Raw genomic sequence first — 21,611 nt, forward strand, 5'->3', positions numbered from 1 at the left:
CACGCAAGTTGGAGACGCCTCAAGTATCACACGAGCACCTCACAGTTCAGAAGCCAAGGACGGCGATTGTCGATGAGGAAACATGTGTGGCCGTATCCTCGATCTCCCCGTAAGTCCGCACCGGCGCCTGATCAGTACTCAGCGAAAGCCGGAGCACGGCAACCTAGCGGGAAGCTCCTGACCAACTATGCCGGACTGCCTGCAAGGATGTTTCCGCGCTTCACCGTCGCCCGATAAGCCAAATTAGATACGGCGCACCAATCATGGCGGCGAACAAACCCAACGGAAGTTCATAAGGAAATGTAACGGTCCGAGCTCCCAGGTCCGCGAATGCCATGATCAACGCGCCTAACAGGAACGAGGCGACAAGATGATCGCGTGCTGTCGCAAACCCGGCACGTACGGCAATATGAGGCGCAATGAGTCCCACGAAGCTTAATGGGCCAACGAGAACCGACGCCGCCCCGGTAGCTAGGCCGCATAGCGCAAGGACAACAACCCTGCTCGTCCCGATCGGAACACCAAGCGATTGTGAAGTCGATTGCCCAAGCGGAAGGAGCGTCAACCATCTGATGAGTGTCATGGACGCGACTAGTAACAAAATCGCTATCCCACTGAGAACGATTGACGTTCCGGGTGTCGCCGAGGCAGCAGTACCGCCAATCCATGCAAGGATTTGCCAAGATCGTTGGTCACCCGCCGCCATCAGGATCGCCAATACCGATGAGCTCAGCGAACTTACGGCAATCCCAGCAAGCAATAGCTTTTCTGAAGGCAAGGTCTTTCGGCGTGCGAATGCCAGGACAACCGCCATCGTCGCCAGACCGCCTATTGTAGCCCCCCCGACGAGTGAATACGGGCCTCCGTTTGGAACGAGCGTTACGACAGCAGCAAAACCAAGACCCGCCCCACCACTCACACCGATAACCTCCGGGCTTGCCATCGGATTACTCGTCAATCTCTGCAGGATTGCTCCGGTAAGTGCCAGCAACCCACCCGCCGCGGCAGCCGCAAGTAATCGGGGCCAGCGCCAAGACGAAAGATCGGCAGCATCTGCGTAAGATAAAAGAAGCCAGCCTTTCCCATCATTACCGAAGAACAATCCAAGTACGACGACGACTGGTACAATCGCTAAGAGGATTGACAAGCCCTTCCCAAAATGGATCCGCCTAGTGGTCGCCCGGTTTGCGTCCTGGGATTGGATCGAACGCACCCTGGGAAGTAACCACAGCAGGATCGGACCACCCACCAGCGCAGTAACGGAACCAGTCGGAAACGTTTCGCCCGTTGCGCCTGAGAAAACTTGAACCGCCCCGTCGCACAGCCAGAGGAAAAGCCCGCCTACTAATGGCGAAAGCGCAAGATTTGTTGAAGGTCGGTGCACGCCGCAACCCCTGACAAACGCAGGGGCAGCAAGCCCTACAAAACTGATGAGCCCAACGTTTGCTGCTACAACCCCGGCTAACGAAGTTGCGAGGACAGCGACACAAAGCCTGATCCAACGAAGGTCCACACCAAGCGAACGCGCGCTTTCATCGCCCAGTCCAAGCACGAGGAGCGGCCTGATCACTAACGCTGAAAGTGCCATAGCGACCACGAGCTCGGTTGCCAGTTCTTTGGGGACGCCCCAGTCCTGCTGGCTCAGCGATCCCCCGTTCCATGTCACCAGTGACATGAGATACTCACCCTGTGCCAACGTCAAAGCGGCCGAGAAGGCCGCGGCTGTCACACCGACTAGCATTCCCGATACCACCATCGTCACCGGTTCGAATGACGATCTCCAACCAAGAGCGAAAACAACCAAAGCGGCAGATCCAGCACCTGCGAGTGCGACTACGGTGCGTGATCCGTCTAGGACTTGGGGGAAGAAGAGTGTCGCGACGACGATTGCGAGCTGCGCTCCAGCGGAGATGCCAAGCGTCGAGGGATCTGCTATCGGATTGCGAAGCAATTGCTGCAAGAGCGCACCGGATAAGCCAAGCGCCGCGCCAGCCAGGATGGCGACGGCCGCTCGGGGAAAAACGCCATAAAGCAATATGATTTCGTCTAGATCGGATGAGCCTGCACCGAATATCGCGTTGGGCCATCGCGGTAGCGCGACGCGATCCGATGCGCTCACAGCGAATAAGATCACGGCGGCGAACAGGGCTAAAACAACCAGCCCCCAAGCTTGCTTCATCTCACTGCCTCACGCTTCGACAACAAAGCTTCGCTCAAAAGGCGAGCAAAGCGCATACCGGCCAGGACACCGCCGTATGGGTTGATATTGTCAAGCATTATGACCCTACCCTCTCTGACCGGCTTCAGGGAGTTCCAGATCATGCTGCTCTTCAGCGTGCTTCTTGCCTCGACCGGTATGTGGGAGATGATAATGATGCGGGCATCCTCTTGGTCTGCCAGATGCTCTATCGGAACGGGAGCCGCAAATGTGTATCGCGACTTATCCGGCCAGGCATTGGTGAGGCCCAGGCGAGATAGAATATCGCCGAACATACTGTCCAATCCGAAGACACGAACATGCCGAGCATCGCCCACGTTTACGAGGTAAGTAGGCCTTTCTGAAAAAGATTCCAAGCTGTCGCGATAGGACGATAACCGGACGTCTACATCGGCCAATACCGAAGTCGCTCTGCTCGTTCTGCCAAGTCTTTCACCAAGGGCAGTAACGGCTGCAGTCGCTTTCGCGAAGGGCGCCTCTCCGCGGATATAGAACGGAAGCGACATAATCGGTGCGATCCGCTCCAACGCCGCTTGATGGCGGGTGTAGAAAGGAGAGATTAGGATCAGCTCGGGCTTTAACAAATGAAGCAGTTCGAAGTTTGGTGTTCCGCGAAGCCCTAAATCGACAACGGAACTCGGGATCACTGGCTCCACGGCGTCCAGACGAAACTGGATCAGTTCCGTTGCAGCGATGGGTGTCACTCCCAGAGCGATCGCCGTTTCCATCATCGCCCAGTCGATTGCGGCCAGACGCGGCATGTCATCGGCGATCGCAGGCTTTACAAACATAGCCGCAGCGACACCGAGAATGACATCTCGACGTCGTAATAAGACAGGAGTGATTGGGACTCTATGATTACCAGGTATAGCTGAGCTTCCCTATGACTGTCCGGCCATCGCCGTAATAGCAGCCGAACGTACTACAGCTCGCGACGTACTTTTCATCGCCGATATTCTGGAAGTTCAAGGAACCCTTGAAGTTGTCCCTCTGGTATGTCAACGCCACGTCGAAGAGGGTAACGCCGTCAAGGTCAAAGGTGTTTGCACTGTTGCCAAAGCGTTGGCCCACATAGCGGACGCCTCCACCAATACCTACGCCATTGAGAATGGTGTCTTCATGGAAGCGATAGTTTATCCACAGGCTCGTCGCATTGCGCGGAACATTCTCGACACGATTGCCATCATCAGCACCTGCTCCAATTTTGGCATCTGTGTAAGTATAAGCTGCCCGCAGATCAAGGCCCTCAATCAGGCTGACGACCCCCTCCAACTCGACGCCCCGGACCTGAACCTCACCGATTTGCTCTGTGACGCCATTAATAGTGCGCAGGACGTTAGTTTGCTTCAAATCGTACACCGCTGCAGAAAGGAAACCGTTCCAATTCTCTGGCTGGTACTTGATCCCAGCTTCCCACTGCTCTCCTTCGCTCGGCTTGAAGTCTGCTCCTGCAGAACTGGCGATCGGGTCGAAAGAGGTAGCATAACTAACGTAGGGAGCGATGCCTCCATCGAACAGGTAGCTAAGGCCCGCCCGGCCAGTCAGTTTTTGATCGTCCTGATCGAGGGAACGCGATACGCCCGTCAAACCATTCGTCGTTGAACCTCGCGTCAATGCCCAGTCCTGTCGCAGGCCAAGCGTTGCGCGCCAGTTGTCGTAGGCCAACTCATCCTGAACATAGACACCGATTTGCGAAAGGTCGCTCTTAACCGTCGTGTTGAGTGTGGGAGCAAGCAGACCGATTGGCCCACCGTAAATGGGATCGAGAACATCAAGCGGCGTCGCTCGGAAAAATCGCGTCCGGACATCATTGTCGAAATAGCGATAGTCGAAACCAAACAACACCTTATGATCGACTGCTGCGGTCGAGAATTCCGCTGTCAGGTTATTGTCGATGTTGAATGTCTTCAGATTTTCGTCTTGGAAGGTCGCCGTACGGGCAAGCGTTCGACCGTCAGCCCCGAGCCCTGCCGACCCCATACCGAGGGCCTGATATTCCCAGTCGAAATCTGTGTAACGAAAGTTCTGACGAAAGGCCCAGACCTCGTTGAACCGGTGCTCGAACTCATATCCAAAATTCGTGAGCGTCCTGCTGGAGTCATCGAAATTTTTGTCACCGACAAAAAAGTCGCGGGGAAGTTTGAAGTTCGAGTTTCCCAGCACGTATTGCGGAGGCAGGCCTGATGGGGTGCTGGGATTATCGTGTTGAATACTCGTGAGAATCGTCAGCGACGTGTCGTCGTCAGGCTTCCAAGTCAAAGCCGGCGCTATGAAATATCGGTCGTTATCCAGATAATCTGTTTGTGCACCTGAAGTCTTCGCAAGACCTGTCAGGCGATAAGCAAACTCGTCATGGTCGGGGATGACGCCACCAAGGTCAAAAAATCCGCCGTAATTGTCATAGCTACCTATTTGAGTGCCGACTTCACCGAAGTTCTCGAACTGAGGGCGTTTGCTGACTTGGTTGATGATTCCACCTGGGTTGCCCTGTCCGTACATAACCGACGCAGGGCCACGAAGCACGTCGACTCGCTCAAGTCCGTAGATTTCTACAGTTGGCGCACCCGCTGTACTCATCAGTTTAAGGCTGTTGAGATATTGAAGCTGTCTACCATCGAACCCGCGAACAATGGGGGAATCAAAGCGAGGATCCGACCCAAACGGCTGACCGACCACACCCGCTGAGTAATTCAGAGCCTCACCCAGGGTTTGAGCTGCTTGTGCCTCGATCTGATCACGGGTCACCACCGATATCGATTGCTGCGTTTCAAGAATAGGCGTTCCGGTCTTTGAAGCCGTTGCGCTGGTTTGTGCCACATATCCATCAACTGGGCCACGCGGATCCCCCTTCCCTGCTCCCTGTACAACGATCGTCTCGAGCGTCGTGGATTGCTGCTCTTGAGCGCGGGCCACCTCAAAGTGGGAAACGGTCAAGACCATCGATGTCGTTATAATGAGATTGGATCGAAAAAGACGCATGCTGCCCCCGCGCGTATAAACTAGACAAAATTAATCATCTTTCTATCGACACGGGGGCGACAAATCAAATAGATGAAAGCGTCTTTTTTCAGAAGACTGACTTCTATTATGGACACCTTGAAGGTATTCGGACGAGGATTTCCAATGAAACAACGCGGTAGGCAGCGCACAACGAATTTCGAGCTTAGGCACTTGCGATATTTTATTGCCGTAGTTGAGGAGCGAAATTTTGAACGGGCGGCGGCTAGGCTTGGGATAGCGCAGCCGGGTTTGAGTCAGCAAATCATTGGACTGGAATCGATCGTGGGGCTTCCATTGCTCGATCGGTCGAGGCGGTCGGTCAATCTGACCCCGACCGGACAAGCGCTTTATGAAGACGCCGTGAAAATCGTTGCGCAAGCGGACGCGACGTTGGCGCAGCTCAAGCGGGTTGGGCGCGGTGAGACTGGACGGATCACAATCAGCTATGTCGCCTCGGCGGCTTACTCCGGCGTCTTAACGGAGTCGCTTACGTCGTTCAGACGCGGCTTGCCTGACGTTGAACTCCAATTGGTCGAGATGGAAATGCGTCAGCAGCTTCAGAGGATCAAGGACGGAGAGGTCGACTTCGGCTATATCCGCCCTCCAGCTCCCATCCCCTCAGAACTTAACTCCACGGTCGTTCTACGCGAACCGCTCGTCGTCGCCCTAGCGAGCGGGCATAATCTGGCCGCAAAAAAAGCGGTTCACCTATCGGACTTGCGTTCGGACACATTCATAACACCGCGACAGCCCGTGGATATCGGCTTCCACGCGAACACCTTGGATGCCTGCGGTGAAGCAGGATTCAAACCAAAAATAAACGCCAACGGTCGTGACTTTACGACAATCGCTAGCATGGTTGCAGTGGGGATCGGCATTGCCCTCGTTCCGGAGAGCCTGCAATGCTTGTGCCTTCCAGGCATCCGTTATCTGCAACTGATAGACAACGATGTAATGACGGACCTGGCGGTCGTTTATCGGAAAACTGAGAGCAAACCTGCAGTGAGAGCCTTTATAGCACATCATCGGGGGTAAGGAGCCGAAATGCTTTCGTCCTTGCAAATTCCGGGAAATCCACTCGATCATGGTGTTCCCTAGTGCGTTAGAAGGTCCATAAGCTTTCAATTTGGGCAACGGGCTTTTGTCTGAGAGTCGATTCAGAAAGGCAGATATAGGCATCCAGTTCAGCGATCCATCCAACGCTCTTCGTCACCGCTATCCAAAAAGTTAGAGCCATAGCTCTTGATAGGAGTCGAACCGCAGGCCCTATAATTACAAGCGCTATGCGTATGAATTCGCTCAGTCGCCAATCTCGCCTTTTTTCGTTCGGACTACATTTAGGGCATGGCCACTGTAAGCGGCGCTACCCAAAGTCGTAATAACGCTCTGATGCTGAGCCTCCGTTGTCTAAAGATGAACCCTAGACATCAGTGCTAGCGCTTTTGAATAGCATAAACTCCCAAAGTCTGCGCTCCGGCCGAAGCGACCACCTTGTTCCGGCCACTTTGCTTTGCGGAATAAAGAGCATCGTCGGCCAGCTTCAGAAGCTCAGGCGGTTCGAACTCCCCAGTGCTCGTAACAACACCAATGCTGATCGTGACATGTCCAGCCTCATTGCCGGAATGTGTACGGTTCAATGAGGTAACGGCCTTTCTGATGATTTCCGCACGGCCCCACGCTCCTTCCTCTGACGTGTTGGGCAGAAGCACCGCGAACTCTTCCCCGCCATACCGCGCGCAGGTATCCCCGGGTCGTCGTATTGCCTTCGAAATGGCAGCTGCGACCTCTTGCAAACAACGATCCCCTTCAACGTGGCCATAGGTATCGTTGAACGCCTTGAAATGATCGACATCAATGAGCAACACGGAAAGCGGTAGTCCTTCCCTCGCGCCGCGTTTTGTTTCGAGATCAAGCACTCTGTTGAGCTCGCGTCGATTGCTGATTCCCGTGAGCTCGTCAGTCGTCGCCAGCCTTGAAAGTCGGTCGTTTGCGGCTTCCAGCTCCGCCTCGACCGCTTTGCGTTTCGAGATGTTACGCATCGTGAAGACGAGGTCGCCAGTGCCAGGCATGCGTCTACCACTCACCTCAACCCATAGTTGTGATCCGTCCTTGCGCGCAACACGATATTGTTCGCTGCTACCATCATCGAACGTCTTTGTCTTCCTGAACAGTTCTTTCACTCGGTCGCGATCTTCCGCAACTACAAGCTGGAGCGCATTCTGGCCGATAAGCTCCTCGGGTTCGAAACCTAGAATGTCGCGGCAGGCACCGGATACGAACGTGCGCAGGCCTGCAGGATCAACGACCGTGATCATATCAGCGGTATTGTCCGCGACGAGGCGGAAACGACGTTCCGTTTCCATAGTCCGTTTTTCGATTTCCTGGGCCACGAGCAGTTTGCCAGCTGTTTGATTGAGGCTTCCGGCGAGACCTTGAAATTCTCGAGCCTGCCAGGTTTCGATGACGACCGGGTTCGAAAATTCGCCGTCACCAATGCGCTCTGACTTCTGGACCAGACGCACAAGCGGTTTCAATTGCGTCCAGTAGGCCATAGTCGCAGATAGCAGAATAGCGATGACGAAAGCGAGCGCAGACAAGACTATCGCAGAGCTTGACCTTGCCTGAACGCCGGCAAATGCTTCGTTCTCAGGAAGTCCAAGCGAGACGGCGAGCGAACTGCCCGTTGCATCGATTACCGGCGCATATCCGAAAAACCGTGGTACGTTGTCGAACCCGATCGAGAGCGTTGTTCCGCCTTGCGGGTTCTGAGCAATTGCTTGGATGAGTGGATGATCCGGAAACGCGGTTCCGAAAGGCACAATAGCCGGCCAACGGACCAACACGCGCTGGTTGGAAGGCTCGATCAACGCGACTGTATGGTTTGTGCCTACTGCGATAGACTGTGCCAGCTGATTGAAGACATCGAGGTTCAGCGAGCCAAACAAAGAAAGTTGCTCGCCGCCTTGTGTCGACGGCAGTCGCATCGCAACAGCCACAATCGGTTTCTTGCTGACGGGACCAATCATGAACCGCCCGACCAGGAGCTCGTCGAGACCAGCCTGCGCCATGCGCTTTGAAAGCTCTGCATCCCCGAATTTGCCCGTCGCTTCGGGCTTGTTGTGGCAGACAATGTTTCCGTCCGCATCCAGTATACCCATGGTCACGAACATCGGTTGGTTGGCGAGAACTTTTTGGATAAAGCTGTCACATCTTGGACGATCGGCGGTTTGGAGAGGCGGCATACCCCGCAGGGTTCCGAGCACGACCTTGGCATCGAGAAAGATACGCGAGAACTTGGCCGCACTCAGCTGCGCGTCCGAGGCAACATTTCTCCTGGCGGCCCGGTCCGCCTCGTCGTACGAAAACACAATCCCTGCAGCAATCAACGCCAGAAAGGGAAGAATGGCCGCCGAAATCAGCGTGACCATGCGCGACCGCACACCCATTCGGTAAAGTATAGACATCCCCTGTTCCCTTATTGCCGTGTCTCGCGATGCTTTTAGCACGCAGCTGTCAATGAAGGCCTAAACTGGTGCACCTCGTGAATGCAGATTGACCCATAGCTATGATCTTGACGGTTTTTATCAGTCCCGGAGCATCGCGCTATGCCGCTTCTTCGGGACGCTCCTTCGCCTTTGCCGTCTGCGCGGAAGCGCTTCCATGCATCATGGCAGTCTTAGCCAGCGCACGCTCTAGCGCCTCGATGCAGATAGGGTCATGCGACTGCCCTGCCCCTTCCCACAGGATCGCGATCGCCTTGGTAATCGGCATGGCGGCCCGATAGGGTCGATCCGCCGTGAGTGCATCGAATACATCGGCGGTTGAGACGATACGGACTTCCATCGGAATATCATTAGCGCTCAAGCCACGTGGATAACCCTTGCCATCGAGGCGTTCGTGATGCGCTCCACCAATCAGGGCCGCGTCGGAAAATGCACCAATCGTCGCAAGAATGTGCTCCGAGAGTTCAGAGTGGCGTCGCATCTGGAGCCATTCCTCATCATCCAGTTTTCCGGGTTTGTCGAGGACGCTGTTGCTGACCCCGAGCTTGCCTATATCGTGGAGAAGAGCAGCACGCCTGAGAAGCCTTCGTGCCTCGCCGCCAACACCCATTTCCTCGGCGATCAGGTCGGTGAAGAGCGCGAAACGGTCGCTGTGTCCCGATGTGTAAGGACTTTTCGCGTCAATGACCCTGGCGAAGCCAGCGGCAATATCGTCCAGATAATCGTCATCCGCCATCACAGCCGTTTGGCCAGGCTCAGAGGCCAGCACAATCGCCTCAAGATCGGGTGAGGCCCACGCCTTCCAAAAATCCGTTTCCTTGGATAACTCGACGAAAGCGTCTACCAGCGACGGATCAAACCGGTCTCCTTTGCGCTTGGTGATCTCTTTCAACGCGCTTTTGGGTCCGCCGCTGACCTGAAAGACGTCGATGACCTGGGCAAGCAAGGCTATCCGGGAAAAAAGAGGGATAGTCTCCCCGACAGTACCGTCAGGTTTTCCCCCGCCATTCCAATGTTCGTCAAGGCCAAGAATTCCCTGTGCGACACCTTCAGAAAAACGCATTTGCCGGGCGATTTCGGCACCGCGCTGGCAGCGTGTCTGGATAAGCTCGGTCGATAGCTCTCCACCATTCTGCAGGATGTTTAAAAGGCCGCGGAAACGCTCGGCAAGGCCCGCCTGCATGCCCGTATGGCCGATCACAAAGCGCAGAACTTGGGTTAGGCTTCCATCAACGAATTTGAAGTCGTGTTTGAAGCTCAGATCATTGGCAAGATAGAGCTCGCAGATGCGCGCGGCATTGCTGCTGCAACCCAGATCTTTGAGGAGAAGCGTATAATAGAGATCGCGCAGGTCGTCTTCGTTAAGTCCGATCGCCCGTCCGATACGTGTTCCGATATAGCAGCATCGGATACAATGGCCTTCCGGCTGTCCCTCGGTCATATCGAGCGCTTTGCTTAATGCCTCGATAATTTCCGCAAGCCTGATTTGAATACCGGTCATAGAGTCCACCTCTCGTACGCAGACAATACGTGAGGAAGATTTCCCAAGTGTTGAGCTCGGCGCTTTGAACTGAGGAAAATCAAACGAGATCAACATATTAGTGAATTCTAACTTTCGTGCGCTCGTGCCACATGAGTCGTCTTAGAAGTCGACAAGATGCTGGGAGCTTGCAGAGACCATGCCCTTGCTCACCCGTCTATAAGGCACAAGGTCTCAGATCGGCCATGCGCTCAAAGCAAGGGTCCAACAAGAAATGAGTTTATGGGGCGATCAAGCCCGGAACCGGTCGAAGGCAGTGAGGCGTTTGATTGGAGGATCGGCGTCCGGATAGCGGTATATCTCGTCTCTGAGATAGCGGAGTTCATTATCGATCGCCTCTTCTCCAACCTCGATCCACCAAGATTTGGGACGGCCGTCGCTTCCGTCAGACCAGCGATAGCCTCGCGCTTTCAGGTGGTCCTTCATGTCGAAGGGACTGTTCTCCGCAAAGATTCGGACACGCGACCGCTGGCTTACTTCATAGAGTTCGGCGAACGCGGTGGAAGCAAATCCATCCACGTCACGGGCCAGGACCTCCAATAGCGCAAAACAATCATCGACAGCCCGATGACCATCATGGAAGTAGCCCGCCTGGCTGATGAGGTTGCCGAGCTTGGTGCCTTCATATCCGCGCGAAGCCCAGTCGATCTCGGAGTTGGAGCAAGCCCAGGCCTTACCGGAGAACAGATCAGAAAACGCCTCGCAGAATGGCCGGTCAAAACCGGCATTGTGGGCGATCACCAGATCAGCTGGTTCGATCAGCGCCCGCAACGCAGCTATATCGATTGATTGCCCGGCCACCATATCATCTGTGATCCCGGTAAGCTTGCTGATCTCAGGCGGAATGGAAATGCTCGGCTGCTGAAGCCCTCCATAGATCCCGGTCACATCACCGATATTTCCTGTCGCATCGAATGTGAAAGCGATCACGCCAATTTCGATGATCTCATCCTTGCTAGCATTGAGGCCCGTGGTCTCGGTGTCGAGAATGATGCCCTTCAGGGGGTACTCTGGGCGTGAGAATGGTGAAACTGCGCGTGGGGTCAGTTTCTGCAGGATCCGGTAGCGGCCTGTCTCCGACAGATGACGGACCATGTCCTCTTCGCTCACGGGGATGACATGCTTTTCGACCTTGGCGGATTTGGAGGCACCACACGTGACCACCTGGCCCCGCGGAGCCTGCTCCGAAAACATGTCAAACTGTTCTGCCATTCCCGTTGTCAAAGCCTCGCCGCCAATTTGCTTACTTCAAACCACGGCACCATCTTCAGATCAACCTTGTTTGTGGGATCTGATTTCAGCCATCTGGCAAGAAAGGTTCACCGCGCAGTTTCACGCAGTGTAAGCTCTTGGGTCTTTAGGCAGTAGCGTCCAAAATAGGACGGGAATACCAGCTGTAGCATGAACTGCGAAAGCCGTTCGCCTTCCGCAAGACCGGTTAATAGGGTTGCCGCAGGAGGTTTAGATTAGCGCTGGCAATAAGCCGGAAACCGGGACTGGCAGCCCCGGCGCGCGGGTCCACTCTTAACCAGCGACCGCAGCAGTGGCGCTTTTGAGCAGTCAGATGTGGAATAATCTTGAAAAAGGGTTCGAACCACCGGAACGCGCTGCTCTCATCCTGATCCAACTGGTTCTGTAGGATGGCCTTATGGAAGTCGACATCACGACAGCCAACACTGACGGTTTTCTCGAATGAACACGTCCGCTGATTTCGGTGCTTGTTTCGTCAGCACAAACACACAGTCGGTGACGCGGTCTTCATTCCCGTCCTCTATCCACTTATCCATTGAAGCAAGCGTCTGCGCATAATCCTTATCCAGACCACCCGCGTGATATCGCTCGGCCAGTTGATCGACGTCGAGATTCACGTGTCGGATGGTACGGCCAAGAATGCCGCTTAGCTTGGACGCAACATCCGCGTAAGACAAGGTTTCAGGACCAGTCAGAATAAAATCCCGGTTCCAAGCCCGGCCTTCGAGCAAAGCGCTGACACCCGCTCTGGCGATATCGGATGCATCAATAAAGCCGACCCGGCCCGATCCAGTTGCCGAGTAAATGGCATTCTTTTGCTGGATGGTGATCTGGTGCTGTTGGTTTGAAAAGTTCTGCAGAAACCAGGTGGGGCGCAAAACTGTCCACTCCGGCACGTTGCCTTTAAGATACTTGTGGATCTGCCCCATCATCGGTCCACCGGATTCCAACGAAGACGCGCTGAGCAGGACAAAGCGCCGGACACCGCAGGAGCGCGCAATATCGAGGACCGGCAGTACGACTGCACCATGGTCGCTCGTATTTGTCGGCGCGACAATGTAGACCGCATCTACCCCATCAAAAGCTCTCCGCGCAGTTTCCGGCTGCTGCCAGTCAAATAGAACCTCGCTTTCGCGAGACGGATTGCGCGTACCTACCTTCGGAACGATCCCACGCTCTCTCAGTCCCTCGACAACCAATCGTCCGGTCGTTCCGGTTCCGCCTGTCACGAGAATCTTCGTTGACTCATCGTTCTCCATTATTGAGCCTCCGTCGTGACAGTTGAAGGTTTCGTTGCCGAGAGAAGGATAACCGGGTTCCAATAGTCGCGGTAGCGCGTGATGAGCCCGCCCTTCAAATCGATCACCGAGACATAGATTTGATCGTAGCGTGCGCCAGTCTCGTTGGAATATCCCTTGCAGCTAAATTCGATCGTGGCGGCCTCAGAACCGGCGGCAATGATAACCCGGTTTAGGCTCATCGTTTCAATTGTCAGCAAGTCGGCGACCGTCGGAAGATAGGCCTCGAGTGCTGCCTTGCCGACAAGACGCTCGGTCAATCCATCAGGCGCGTAAGGAAATTCAAAAACGATATTGTCATCGCACATATCAAGAAACGATGTTGCCTCGGCAGAAACCAGATCGCCAAGAGCCTGTTGCAAAAGAGATGAAAGGCTGGGGAACGCTTCAATGTTATGGGTCATAGTGCTTTACTCCAAATGAATGGAACGCTATCGTTCCGTCCAACATATATGGAGCGCCATGGATGGAACGCAAGAGTATCGACGAAGAAAATCGGCGTAAGCCCAGCGGCGCTGCGGTCATGCGCACCGATCTGACGCATGCGTTGGTTCGAGCTTTCTTTGAAGATTGGGCTGTCTATGGTTATGGCGGAATAAGCCTTGAGCGGGTAGCAACACGGGCGGGTGCGGGGAAAGCGGCCATCTACCGCCGCTGGCCATCGAAGCTTGCCATGGCCTCAGATGCGATAGAGGAACTTGGTCTGAAGCTTACTGATGTTTCAGCGCGGGGGAGCCTTATCGAGGAGCTCGAAGGTTACCTGCTTATGATGCGGCGCGCGCTTCGTCACCGGCTCGTGCGCAGGATTTTGCCGGATATCTATGCGGAAGCCGCTCGCAAAAGCGAACTTGTTGTCGCCTTGAAGAGACTTGCCGAGGCGCGTCGCGCTGCAGGGTCTGCAATCATCGAACGGGCTATCGCACGCGGCGAGCTTAATGCAAATGTCGATATCGAAATGGCACTGGATATGATTCCATCGGCTCTTTACTGGCGCATGATTGTGACGAACCGCTCAATGACCCGAGCTCAAATCCAGCGACAAGCGACAGCCCTCAATGCTGCAATGAAATTTCTCTGACCTTGCATAAGGTGAAAGAGCCTTACGCGGACAAGCCCGACCACTGCATCGAGAAGCGATAAAGGAGCATCGGAACCAGTTCTGGATTTTCGATGTTACTGGCAAAACAAGGACCCATCATGCCCCATGTCGATACCGAGAACCTGCGGATCAATTTCATCGAGACCGGTGCAAAACACGGTCAGCCGGTTTTGCTGCTGCACGGTTGGCCTGACGATGCTTCGACGTGGGATGATGTGTCAAAGCAACTTGCTGGCCATGACCTGCGGTTGATTGCGCCCTATCTGCGAGGGTACGGCAGCAGTGTATTCCGCAATCCTAATGCTTTACGAACAGCCAACGGGGGCATTCTGGCAATGGATGCGATTGCTCTTATGGATGGTCTGGGGATCGATACCTTTTCGGTTGCGGGACATGATTGGGGATCGAACGTTGCGGAAGGGTTGGCCGTTGGCTGGCCGCAGCGAGTGGAAAGAATGGCTCTGCTATCCTCACTGCCCCGGATGGGCGGGTTAAAAACTCCGGCATTCCATCAGGCGCAGCGGTACTGGTATCACTGGTTCATGGCGACGCAGCGCGGAGCCGAAGCGATTGCCGAGGACCCGCATGGTTTCGCTCGCATTCAGTGGGAGAACTGGGGTCCTGATGGCTGGTTCGACGAGGCCACATTCAATGCCGTCTCGAAATCCTTCGACAATCCAGACTGGGTCGCAGTCACGCTTCATAGCTATCGGGCCAGATGGGGAGAGGCCGACGTTGATCCGGCGAGCCATTGGCTGGAGGAAAGGATCAAAGAAACAAAATCACTTTCCTTGCCAACCATCTATATCCAAGGTCTGGAGGACGGTGTGAATCCGCCTGAACTGTCCGAACGTCTATACGAGAAGTTCTCCGGGCCATTCCAACGCATCGCCCTTCAAAATGTCGGCCATTTCCCGCAACGTGAGGATCCGGAAGCGGTTGCACGAGAGCTTGCGATTTTTCTCAGCAGATAGCCGAGTTATTTGAAACCTTATCCTTCGGACTCCAGTACTCATCGCTATTGAAAGGATACGAACGTACCCCCCTTCCGCAAAATCCGATCACGCTTTGGTTATATACTTAGCTCTGACGCTTGCCTTTAAATGTGAAACGGGTTTCGACGTCGTTTGACATCACTTCAATTTGCCCGTCGTGTGCATGCGCGATCTGAGATGCTATATACAGGCCGAGACCCAGCCCCTGTGTGCCTGACCGACTTTCACCGCGCTTGAACGGAAGAAATAGACTGTCGATCTGGCCGGGCGGAATTGCGGGGCCGCCATTGGCGACGCGAATCGTCAGGACGCCACCTTCATCCTCGCCCGTGATCTTCACTGGCATCATTTCACAGCCGTGTACGACAGCGTTTGACAGCAGATTTGAAACCATTTGGGCCATTTGCGGATGATCAACCGTGATGGCGTCGGGAAAGGCGAAAGACGCGCATATCTCACGGTTGGGATGGGCCACGCGCAGCTCATCAACGACGTGCTGAAGCGTCTCAGCCAGACTGCCTTCTGACAGCGTCAGCGTGAGACCCCCACCCATCCGCACTCTTGCCAGGTCCATGACGTTGTCAACCAGTCCCGACATACGGGATATACTCGTTTTCATGAGTTTGAGAACGACCGGACTGCGTTCGGTCCACCCCTCTTTCATGAGGCGGCTGGTCCCCGCGTTCAAGGCAGCGATCGGATTACGCAAATCATGTCCGAGAACGGCGATGAACTGTTCGCGCAGTTCGGCGACTTCACGCTCGCTCTCCAGCAATGCCGCTGTCTCTCCCAGCCGTTCCTCAGCGTCGAGATGATGGGCAATGAGTTCTGCAAACAGCTTGAACGTCCCGAGAACCTGTGGGGTTTTCACCTTCGCGGGGTTTGGGTCGATTGCACAAAGGGTTCCCCAGAACATGCCATTCGAGAGGATGATAGGTTCGGATATATATCCCCTCAGGCCGTAAATCCGTGGGGTGTGATGGTCGCGGTACATGGGATCTTCGGCGGCATCATCAAATGCGATAGTCTGCCGATGTCCTCTGATCTCATTGCAAAGGGTGCTTTCGATCGGCAACTCGTCGCCCGGTTTTAGCCCGAACCCGATGGGGTCGCGGACCTGGCACGCGATCCAGCGGGTTTCGGTCACGCGGGCTACCGCCGCAAATCCCATCCCAGTCATTTGCAGCACGACGTCGAGGATCGTTGGAACCGCCGCTGTTCCGGAGACGCGGCTGATGTCTTCGGAATAGTCGCCCGGCTGCGCCAGAAGCTGCGGAATTTCGGGCTTGAGCGGTCTGGTGAGAGTCTCGATGAACGCGGCATTTTCGAAAGCAGCCGCTGTGGCTTCGGCAAGCGCTTCCAGTATCTCGATCTCCCACTCTGCGGGAGAATATGACTGCGACCAGTAAGCGCCAATCGCAGCGATCGGCTGCTCTGCACGAACAGGCGCCATTGCTAGCGCCCGCACGAACGTGTTCGCATACAGTTCCTGCGGTATCCTTTGGTCAGTCGAGATGTCGGGAATGACAGCAGTCTTCCTGTTGATCATAGCCCAGCCACTGACGCAGGCGACCGCTGGAAACTTCTGGCCTTTCCAGAGCGGACCGATCCCATCCTCTTCGACGTAGTGGCAGAGGTCGCCATCCCGAAGGATCACCGCAATGCCTTCGCAGCCGATAAGGGATCGCGCGCTGGTACGGATCGTGTCGACAGCCTCATCCACACTCCGGGCGCGCGCGATTTTCGCAAGAGCCCTGGAGAGCAAAGACAGTGGTGTAGAAGGTCTGGTGCGTTGATCCATCGATCATCGCCTTTCCGGCATACGCCGCGGATTCAAAGAGATGATCTCATATCTCTATTTTCAATAACAGGAATATTCCCGTTACCGCAAATATAAATGACACAAACTCATTTGGCGACTTGCATCAGCGAAGAGAGGACTTCGCGTTCCGAATAGGGCTTGCCAACGAAACCGATGGGATGCCACTGCTGCGCCTCAGCGCGCGTGCGTTCGTCGAGGTTGCCGCTGACGAACAGGGATGGAATGTCCCATCGCCGTCGAAGAGCCGCTGCGGTTTCGACACCGTTCGTTCCTCGAGCAAGATTGACGTCCATGATGGCGACGTCCACGCTTCCGTTTACCTTCTCGGCGAGCGCGATGGCTTGCGGCATGTCGGAAGCCTGCCCGATCACCGTATAGCCCGCATCGAGAAGCATATCCTCCAGATCAAGCGCCAGCAGCATTTCGTCTTCGACGATCATCACCCGTAGAGGCATCAGATGCCTTTCCCTGGAAAAGTCACGGTTGCTCGAAGACCATCATCGCTTATCTCTTCGTGGAATTCACCTTCGATCTGTGCTGCCATGCTTGCAATGAGCCTTGATGACAGTTCGCTCGCTGGAGCATCTGCCGGAGAAGCATGCTGATCTTGGACCATCAATACAATAGAACCCGAGAAAAGCTGCTTCAGCGATAGATGGACGGGAGACGGGATTCCCTCGGTTCGCCGTAATCGCTCGGCGATGAGTTCGTTCACGATGACAGATACCGGTATTGCGCGTTCGGTCGTCAGCGCAATCGGATCGACATCGACTTCGATTTGCCGACTGTCGACCGAGTTGGTCAGATCGAGGCACAGCCTAGTGAGGTGATCGGCAATATCCACCGAAAGGGAATTGTCTGTCCGGTAGAGACCCTCGTGAACCGAGATGATCGCCCTAACCCGGCCGATGGCCTGCTCGAAGGCTTCGATGACATCAGGGTTTTCCAGTCGGCGGGCCTGTAGCCGAAGCGTACTGACGACAAGCTGGAGACTGTTTTTGACGCGGTGGTTCACTTCCGCCAGCAGGACATCCTTCTGCTGCAAAAGTTCCTTCTGGGTCTTTACCGAGTTTGAGAGCTCGGCTTCTCGTGAACGATCCGCAGTCACGTCCATCAACACGCCGATCATCCGGACTGCGCCGCTGGACGTTCTCAAAACCTCTCCTCGCGAGGCGACGTAGCGGATGGTGCCCGTTGGCAAAACGATCCTGTAGTCGAAATTCAGCACCGTCAAATCAGGGCTGCCGATCGCGCTCTCAACGATCGCTCTCACTCGCGGGAGATCGTCGGGATGCATCCTTGCAAAATACGGCGCAGCGACAGGCCCGCCGGTGCCCGGTTCAAACCCGAACAATTCATCGACGGAATGGCTTCGCCGCCAGATGTCGGTCTCGGGTTCATATTCCCAGGATGCGAGGTCTGCGGCGTGATGGGCGATGCGCAACCGAGCATCGGCTTCGCGCGATTTGACGACGCTCTCCGTCACATCCATCGGGTTTTGAATGATATATTCGATGGCTCCGGTGTCCCCGGCAACAGGCGTATGAACAGGAGTCCAGAACTTCTGGACAAAACCGCCCTCTGGTCGAGGAATGTCGTACTGGATGACAGCCATCTCGTGTGGCTTGCCCGTAGCCAGGACATGTCGCAGAGAGACTTCCAGAGGGCCCTGCTCTACTGTGCCTACGGCGTCGGGATTTTCGGGGAAAGCCTCAAGGATATGACGCCCAACGATGTCATCTCGCGCCCGATCGGTCAGACGGAGGTAGCCGTCGCTTGCGCCCACGATTTTCAAATCATGGTCTAGGATGAGGTAGGGCTGCGGCATCCCCCGCACAATGGCAGCGAAGTCGGCTGTGCGTTGTGTCACGGTCAAATGGATGAGAACTCCGCCATGCAGAGGATGCGGGGCGAAAGATGGCCTGCCTTACGTACGTTCAACTCTAAAACTCTTTTTCTTTCGCTTAGATCGATCATTTGGAGCTCGTTTTCGAAGAAAAGGTTCCGCGACATAATTCGAAGCACAGCTTATTTTAAATTTGCGCGTTCGCCAGTCTAAACATCCTCGTATACGTGATTTCCAACGTTTTTTATTGATCCATAGAACCTTTCTCCTCGTAAAATAAGCGAAGCTCCCTACATATTGCGGGGTCAGAAATCTTGTGACAAAACGGCCTCGGCTGCCCAACCCGTGAAAGTCAGGAATAATCGTTGAGCTACGACCGATCCCAAGTTGATCTTACAAATTGCGATCGCGAACCGATCCACATTCCTGGAACCATCCAACCTAATGGGGCGATGGTCGTGCTGGACGACAAGACAGGCCTCGTGTCGTTTGTCTCCGAGAACATCGGAAATTATCTCGGAGATACGAACCGCGACTATGTCGGAGCGGAACTGTCAGAACTGGTCGGGACCAGTGTCGCCCACAACGTCGCAAATGCCGCTGCGCGTGCTGGTGCCGGTCAGATAGCGGGTGTCGTTCTCAAGGCCGAGCTTGGCGAGGGCAAGACCGCCGACATCACCGTGCATCGCTACGATGGACGGACCTTCTTTGAATTCGAACAGCCCGGAACTCCTGAAGACACAGAAGTTGCCTTGCACCTGACTCAGTCTCTGGTTCGCCGGGTCGACAAGCACAGGAATTTCGACGCGCTCTTCAAGGGAACAGCAAAACTCGTCCGTGCCATGCTCGGATACGACCGCGTGATGATCTATCGCTTTCTGCACAATGGAACTGGCCGTGTCGTGGCCGAGGCGAAAGACCCTGCGCTCGGCAGTTTTCTCGGCCAGCACTTTCCAGTTTCGGATATTCCCGTTCAGGCACGCCAGCTTTACGTCAGAAACTGGGTTCGCGTCATCGGCGACGTCTCGTTCGTTCCCGTCCCGCTCCAGCCTCGGATTTCCGATACCGACACGCCTGTCGACATGTCGTTTGCGCAACTGCGCAGCGTGTCATCGATCCACTGCGAATATCTTCGCAACATGGGCGTCGCCGCATCGATGTCGATCTCCATCGTTGTCGACGGAAAACTCTGGGGTCTGATCGCCTGTCATCACAACACGCCTAAATGGCTGTCGATACCGCTCCGTGTCGCGACTGAACTCTTCGCTCAGTATTTTTCGCTTCATGTTGCTGGCATTGAGCACCGCGACCAGAAAGCAGCCGCGCTTAGCGCCCGCACCCGCCTGGACGCCATTATCTCTGGTGTCGATCCCAACGCTCCGGTCGAAACTGCTCTCAAACAACGGCTTCATGAGTTCATGTCGTTGGTCGCCAGCGACGGTGCCGGACTTTGGATCAGTGGGGAGTGGGCGAGTACCGGCACTGCCCCTTCAGACGAAGCGGTTCCAACACTTATGAGAATGGTCACCCAAAAAGCGGGACGATCGATCTGGGCGACGCAAGACCTTCGGGACGTCACCGGAGACGTCGAAGAGTACGGAAAAAGTGTCGCTGGAATTCTCGCAATTCCGATTTCGATATCCTCGCCCGATTTTCTGGTCTTCTTCAGAAGCGAAGAGGCCCACGAGATCGAATGGGCAGGTGAGCCGAAAAAGGTCGAGACCTTGACGGAGAAGGGTCATCGACTGTCGCCACGCGGCAGCTTCGAGACCTGGCGCGAAGATGTGCGCCATAAGTCGATCCCGTGGACCGACGCCGACTTTGTCGTCGCCGACGCTATCAGGGGATACGTCCGTGACATGATGCTTTCGCACAATGACGCGACCGAGCAAGAACGCGGCAAGGCAGACGAGCAGCGCAAGCTTCTCAACTCCGAACTGAACCACCGCGTAAAGAACATTCTTGCTCTGGTGAAATCGATAGCGCTCCAGACGGGCGCCAGCGCCGCATCTGTAGAAGACTACACGCACGCCTTCGAAGGTCGCCTCCGTGCATTGTCTTACGCACACGACCAGTCGTTTGCGGGAAGCGACGGCGGAGGACTGCGCGAGCTTATCGAAGCGGAAGCTGATATGCATCGCTTCGGCCCTGTCCCGGATCGGGTAGCGATCTCGGGTCAACCCGTCGGACTGACGGAACGCGCATTTGGTGTCGTCGCCCTCCTTCTGCACGAAATGATGACCAATGCCGCAAAATATGGAAGCCTCTCGGTTCCGTCTGGTCGTCTGGATATCGCTTGGGATATAAAGGATAGTGGCGACTGTTGGATCACCTGGGCTGAAAACGGAGGCCCGGAAGTCGTTGTCCCCACGCGTCGCGGTTTTGGATCGAAGCTCATCGAGAAGACGGTGTCTTACGACCTCGGTGGTGAAGTCGAAATCGAATTTGCCAAAGACGGTTTGAAAGCGCAGATCATTATCCCGGCGGAACACCTATATGCTTTTGTGGCGCAACCTGATGCTCCGAAGGACGGGGCCGACGTCATCGATGAGCAGATCCTTCAGGGTCTAAGCGTCTTACTTGTCGAAGACCAGGCGCTGATTGCCATGGATACAGAAGAGCTTCTTTCTACACTCGGCGCGATCAAGGTTTCGATCGAAGCAACTGTAGAGGCCGCGCTGAATTCGATTGAGCTAGCGGCACCCGACTGCGCAGTGCTGGACCTTAACCTCGGTTCCTCGTCGTCCGAACTGGTCGCGGCGAAACTTGGAGAAATCGGCATTCCTTTCGTCTTCGCCACGGGCTATCGGGATGGGATTCATATTCCAGACCAATTCAAGCATGTTCCGGTCGTGCGCAAGCCTGTTGCGGAAAAGGCGCTCGCAGTTGCGCTTCATAGTGCGATCATGGGTTCCTCTCAATCTGAAACCGACGACAGATGACAGCACCTGATTCCGACTTTTTTAGCTTGGAAGATTAAAGCTTGTTTCTCAATCTCTTAAGTGGATTGAACCGACTTTAGTCTATGGTGTTCTGTTG

Annotated in this window: 15 protein-coding genes; 4 read left to right on the plus strand and 11 right to left on the minus strand. The window is 55.1% G+C overall.

Annotated features, from left to right (window positions below):
- Window positions 1-220 precede the first annotated feature (220 nt).
- The 3 genes from fhuB to ASF69_RS04665 all read right to left on the minus strand — a co-directional run bounded on the left by fhuB (window position 221) and on the right by ASF69_RS04665 (window position 5,158).
- The gene (gene fhuB, locus ASF69_RS04655) at window positions 221-2,179 is read right to left on the minus strand and encodes a Fe(3+)-hydroxamate ABC transporter permease FhuB (protein WP_062585838.1); all 1,959 of its coding nucleotides are present in this window, start codon (window positions 2,177-2,179) and stop codon (window positions 221-223) included.
- Window positions 2,176-2,979: an ABC transporter substrate-binding protein gene (locus ASF69_RS04660; RefSeq protein WP_348271367.1), complete on the minus strand. Its 804-nt coding sequence runs from the start codon at window positions 2,977-2,979 to the stop codon at window positions 2,176-2,178. Before ASF69_RS04660 ends, fhuB begins: the two co-directional genes overlap by 4 nt.
- Before the next feature lie 97 nt (window positions 2,980-3,076).
- On the minus strand, window positions 3,077-5,158 hold the full coding sequence (locus ASF69_RS04665) for a TonB-dependent siderophore receptor (RefSeq protein WP_244475406.1): 2,082 nt from the start codon (window positions 5,156-5,158) through the stop codon (window positions 3,077-3,079).
- 183 nt (window positions 5,159-5,341) lie between these two features.
- Between ASF69_RS04665 and ASF69_RS04670 the strand changes: the two genes are divergently transcribed.
- Window positions 5,342-6,253, plus strand: a complete 912-nt coding sequence (locus ASF69_RS04670) for a LysR substrate-binding domain-containing protein (RefSeq protein WP_062586252.1) — start codon at window positions 5,342-5,344, stop codon at window positions 6,251-6,253.
- A gap of 398 nt (window positions 6,254-6,651) precedes the next feature.
- On the opposite strand, the gene ASF69_RS04675 is transcribed toward ASF69_RS04670, so the two are convergent.
- From ASF69_RS04675 to ASF69_RS04695, 5 genes are all read right to left on the minus strand, one after another.
- Window positions 6,652-8,682 carry a diguanylate cyclase gene (locus tag ASF69_RS04675; RefSeq protein ID WP_082469630.1) on the minus strand — a complete coding sequence of 677 codons (2,031 nt, stop codon included), beginning with the start codon at window positions 8,680-8,682 and terminating at the stop codon, window positions 6,652-6,654.
- Between the two features lie 139 nt (window positions 8,683-8,821).
- Window positions 8,822-10,222 carry an HD-GYP domain-containing protein gene (locus ASF69_RS04680; RefSeq protein ID WP_062585846.1) on the minus strand — a complete coding sequence of 467 codons (1,401 nt, stop codon included), beginning with the start codon at window positions 10,220-10,222 and terminating at the stop codon, window positions 8,822-8,824.
- A gap of 270 nt (window positions 10,223-10,492) precedes the next feature.
- Window positions 10,493-11,473: a 3'-5' exonuclease gene (locus tag ASF69_RS04685; RefSeq protein ID WP_062585848.1), complete on the minus strand. Its 981-nt coding sequence runs from the start codon at window positions 11,471-11,473 to the stop codon at window positions 10,493-10,495.
- Window positions 11,474-11,922: 449 nt separating this feature from the next.
- On the minus strand, window positions 11,923-12,771 hold the full coding sequence (locus ASF69_RS04690) for an NAD(P)H-binding protein (RefSeq protein ID WP_062585850.1): 849 nt from the start codon (window positions 12,769-12,771) through the stop codon (window positions 11,923-11,925).
- Window positions 12,771-13,214: a nuclear transport factor 2 family protein gene (locus tag ASF69_RS04695; RefSeq protein WP_062585852.1), complete on the minus strand. Its 444-nt coding sequence runs from the start codon at window positions 13,212-13,214 to the stop codon at window positions 12,771-12,773. The genes ASF69_RS04690 and ASF69_RS04695 overlap by 1 nt, the downstream gene beginning before the upstream one ends.
- A gap of 62 nt (window positions 13,215-13,276) precedes the next feature.
- On the opposite strand from ASF69_RS04695, the gene ASF69_RS04700 reads away from it, so the two are divergent.
- Together ASF69_RS04700 and ASF69_RS04705 are read left to right on the plus strand one after the other, a co-directional pair.
- Window positions 13,277-13,888 (plus strand): TetR/AcrR family transcriptional regulator, encoded by a 612-nt coding sequence (locus ASF69_RS04700; RefSeq protein ID WP_062585854.1) that lies wholly within the window; start codon window positions 13,277-13,279, stop codon window positions 13,886-13,888.
- Between the two features lie 119 nt (window positions 13,889-14,007).
- Entirely contained in the window at window positions 14,008-14,883 is an 876-nt protein-coding gene (locus ASF69_RS04705; RefSeq protein ID WP_062585856.1) for an alpha/beta hydrolase, read from the plus strand.
- Between the two features lie 106 nt (window positions 14,884-14,989).
- Here ASF69_RS04705 and ASF69_RS04710 read toward each other — a convergent pair whose 3' ends face one another.
- The 3 genes from ASF69_RS04710 to ASF69_RS04720 all read right to left on the minus strand — a co-directional run bounded on the left by ASF69_RS04710 (window position 14,990) and on the right by ASF69_RS04720 (window position 18,596).
- Complete coding sequence (locus ASF69_RS04710) at window positions 14,990-16,705, minus strand: ATP-binding protein (protein WP_062585858.1); 1,716 nt, start codon at window positions 16,703-16,705, stop codon at window positions 14,990-14,992.
- Between the two features lie 107 nt (window positions 16,706-16,812).
- Window positions 16,813-17,181 (minus strand): response regulator, encoded by a 369-nt coding sequence (locus ASF69_RS04715; protein ID WP_082469631.1) that lies wholly within the window; start codon window positions 17,179-17,181, stop codon window positions 16,813-16,815.
- Window positions 17,181-18,596, minus strand: a complete 1,416-nt coding sequence (locus ASF69_RS04720) for a histidine kinase dimerization/phosphoacceptor domain -containing protein (protein ID WP_244475407.1) — start codon at window positions 18,594-18,596, stop codon at window positions 17,181-17,183. The genes ASF69_RS04715 and ASF69_RS04720 overlap by 1 nt, the downstream gene beginning before the upstream one ends.
- A gap of 341 nt (window positions 18,597-18,937) precedes the next feature.
- Here ASF69_RS04720 and ASF69_RS04730 point away from each other — a divergent pair, with 341 nt between their 5' ends.
- On the plus strand, window positions 18,938-21,514 hold the full coding sequence (locus tag ASF69_RS04730) for an HWE histidine kinase domain-containing protein (RefSeq protein WP_062585865.1): 2,577 nt from the start codon (window positions 18,938-18,940) through the stop codon (window positions 21,512-21,514).
- Window positions 21,515-21,611 lie beyond the last annotated feature (97 nt).

Origin of the sequence: Rhizobium sp. Leaf311 (genome assembly GCF_001423445.1) — a bacterium.
Lineage (GTDB): Bacteria > Pseudomonadota > Alphaproteobacteria > Rhizobiales > Rhizobiaceae > Agrobacterium.

Coding starts and splice junctions, on each gene's coding strand:
- fhuB (WP_062585838.1), bottom strand. CDS start 2,179: ATGAAGCAAGCTTGGGGGCTGGTTGTTTTAGCCCTGTTCGCCGCCGTG.
- ASF69_RS04660 (WP_348271367.1), bottom strand. CDS start 2,979: ATGCCGCGTCTGGCCGCAATCGACTGGGCGATGATGGAAACGGCGATC.
- ASF69_RS04665 (WP_244475406.1), bottom strand. CDS start 5,158: ATGGTCTTGACCGTTTCCCACTTTGAGGTGGCCCGCGCTCAAGAGCAG.
- ASF69_RS04670 (WP_062586252.1), top strand. CDS start 5,342: ATGAAACAACGCGGTAGGCAGCGCACAACGAATTTCGAGCTTAGGCAC.
- ASF69_RS04675 (WP_082469630.1), bottom strand. CDS start 8,682: ATGTCTATACTTTACCGAATGGGTGTGCGGTCGCGCATGGTCACGCTG.
- ASF69_RS04680 (WP_062585846.1), bottom strand. CDS start 10,222: ATGACCGGTATTCAAATCAGGCTTGCGGAAATTATCGAGGCATTAAGC.
- ASF69_RS04685 (WP_062585848.1), bottom strand. CDS start 11,473: ATGGCAGAACAGTTTGACATGTTTTCGGAGCAGGCTCCGCGGGGCCAG.
- ASF69_RS04690 (WP_062585850.1), bottom strand. CDS start 12,771: ATGGAGAACGATGAGTCAACGAAGATTCTCGTGACAGGCGGAACCGGA.
- ASF69_RS04695 (WP_062585852.1), bottom strand. CDS start 13,214: ATGACCCATAACATTGAAGCGTTCCCCAGCCTTTCATCTCTTTTGCAA.
- ASF69_RS04700 (WP_062585854.1), top strand. CDS start 13,277: ATGGAACGCAAGAGTATCGACGAAGAAAATCGGCGTAAGCCCAGCGGC.
- ASF69_RS04705 (WP_062585856.1), top strand. CDS start 14,008: ATGCCCCATGTCGATACCGAGAACCTGCGGATCAATTTCATCGAGACC.
- ASF69_RS04710 (WP_062585858.1), bottom strand. CDS start 16,705: ATGGATCAACGCACCAGACCTTCTACACCACTGTCTTTGCTCTCCAGG.
- ASF69_RS04715 (WP_082469631.1), bottom strand. CDS start 17,181: ATGCCTCTACGGGTGATGATCGTCGAAGACGAAATGCTGCTGGCGCTT.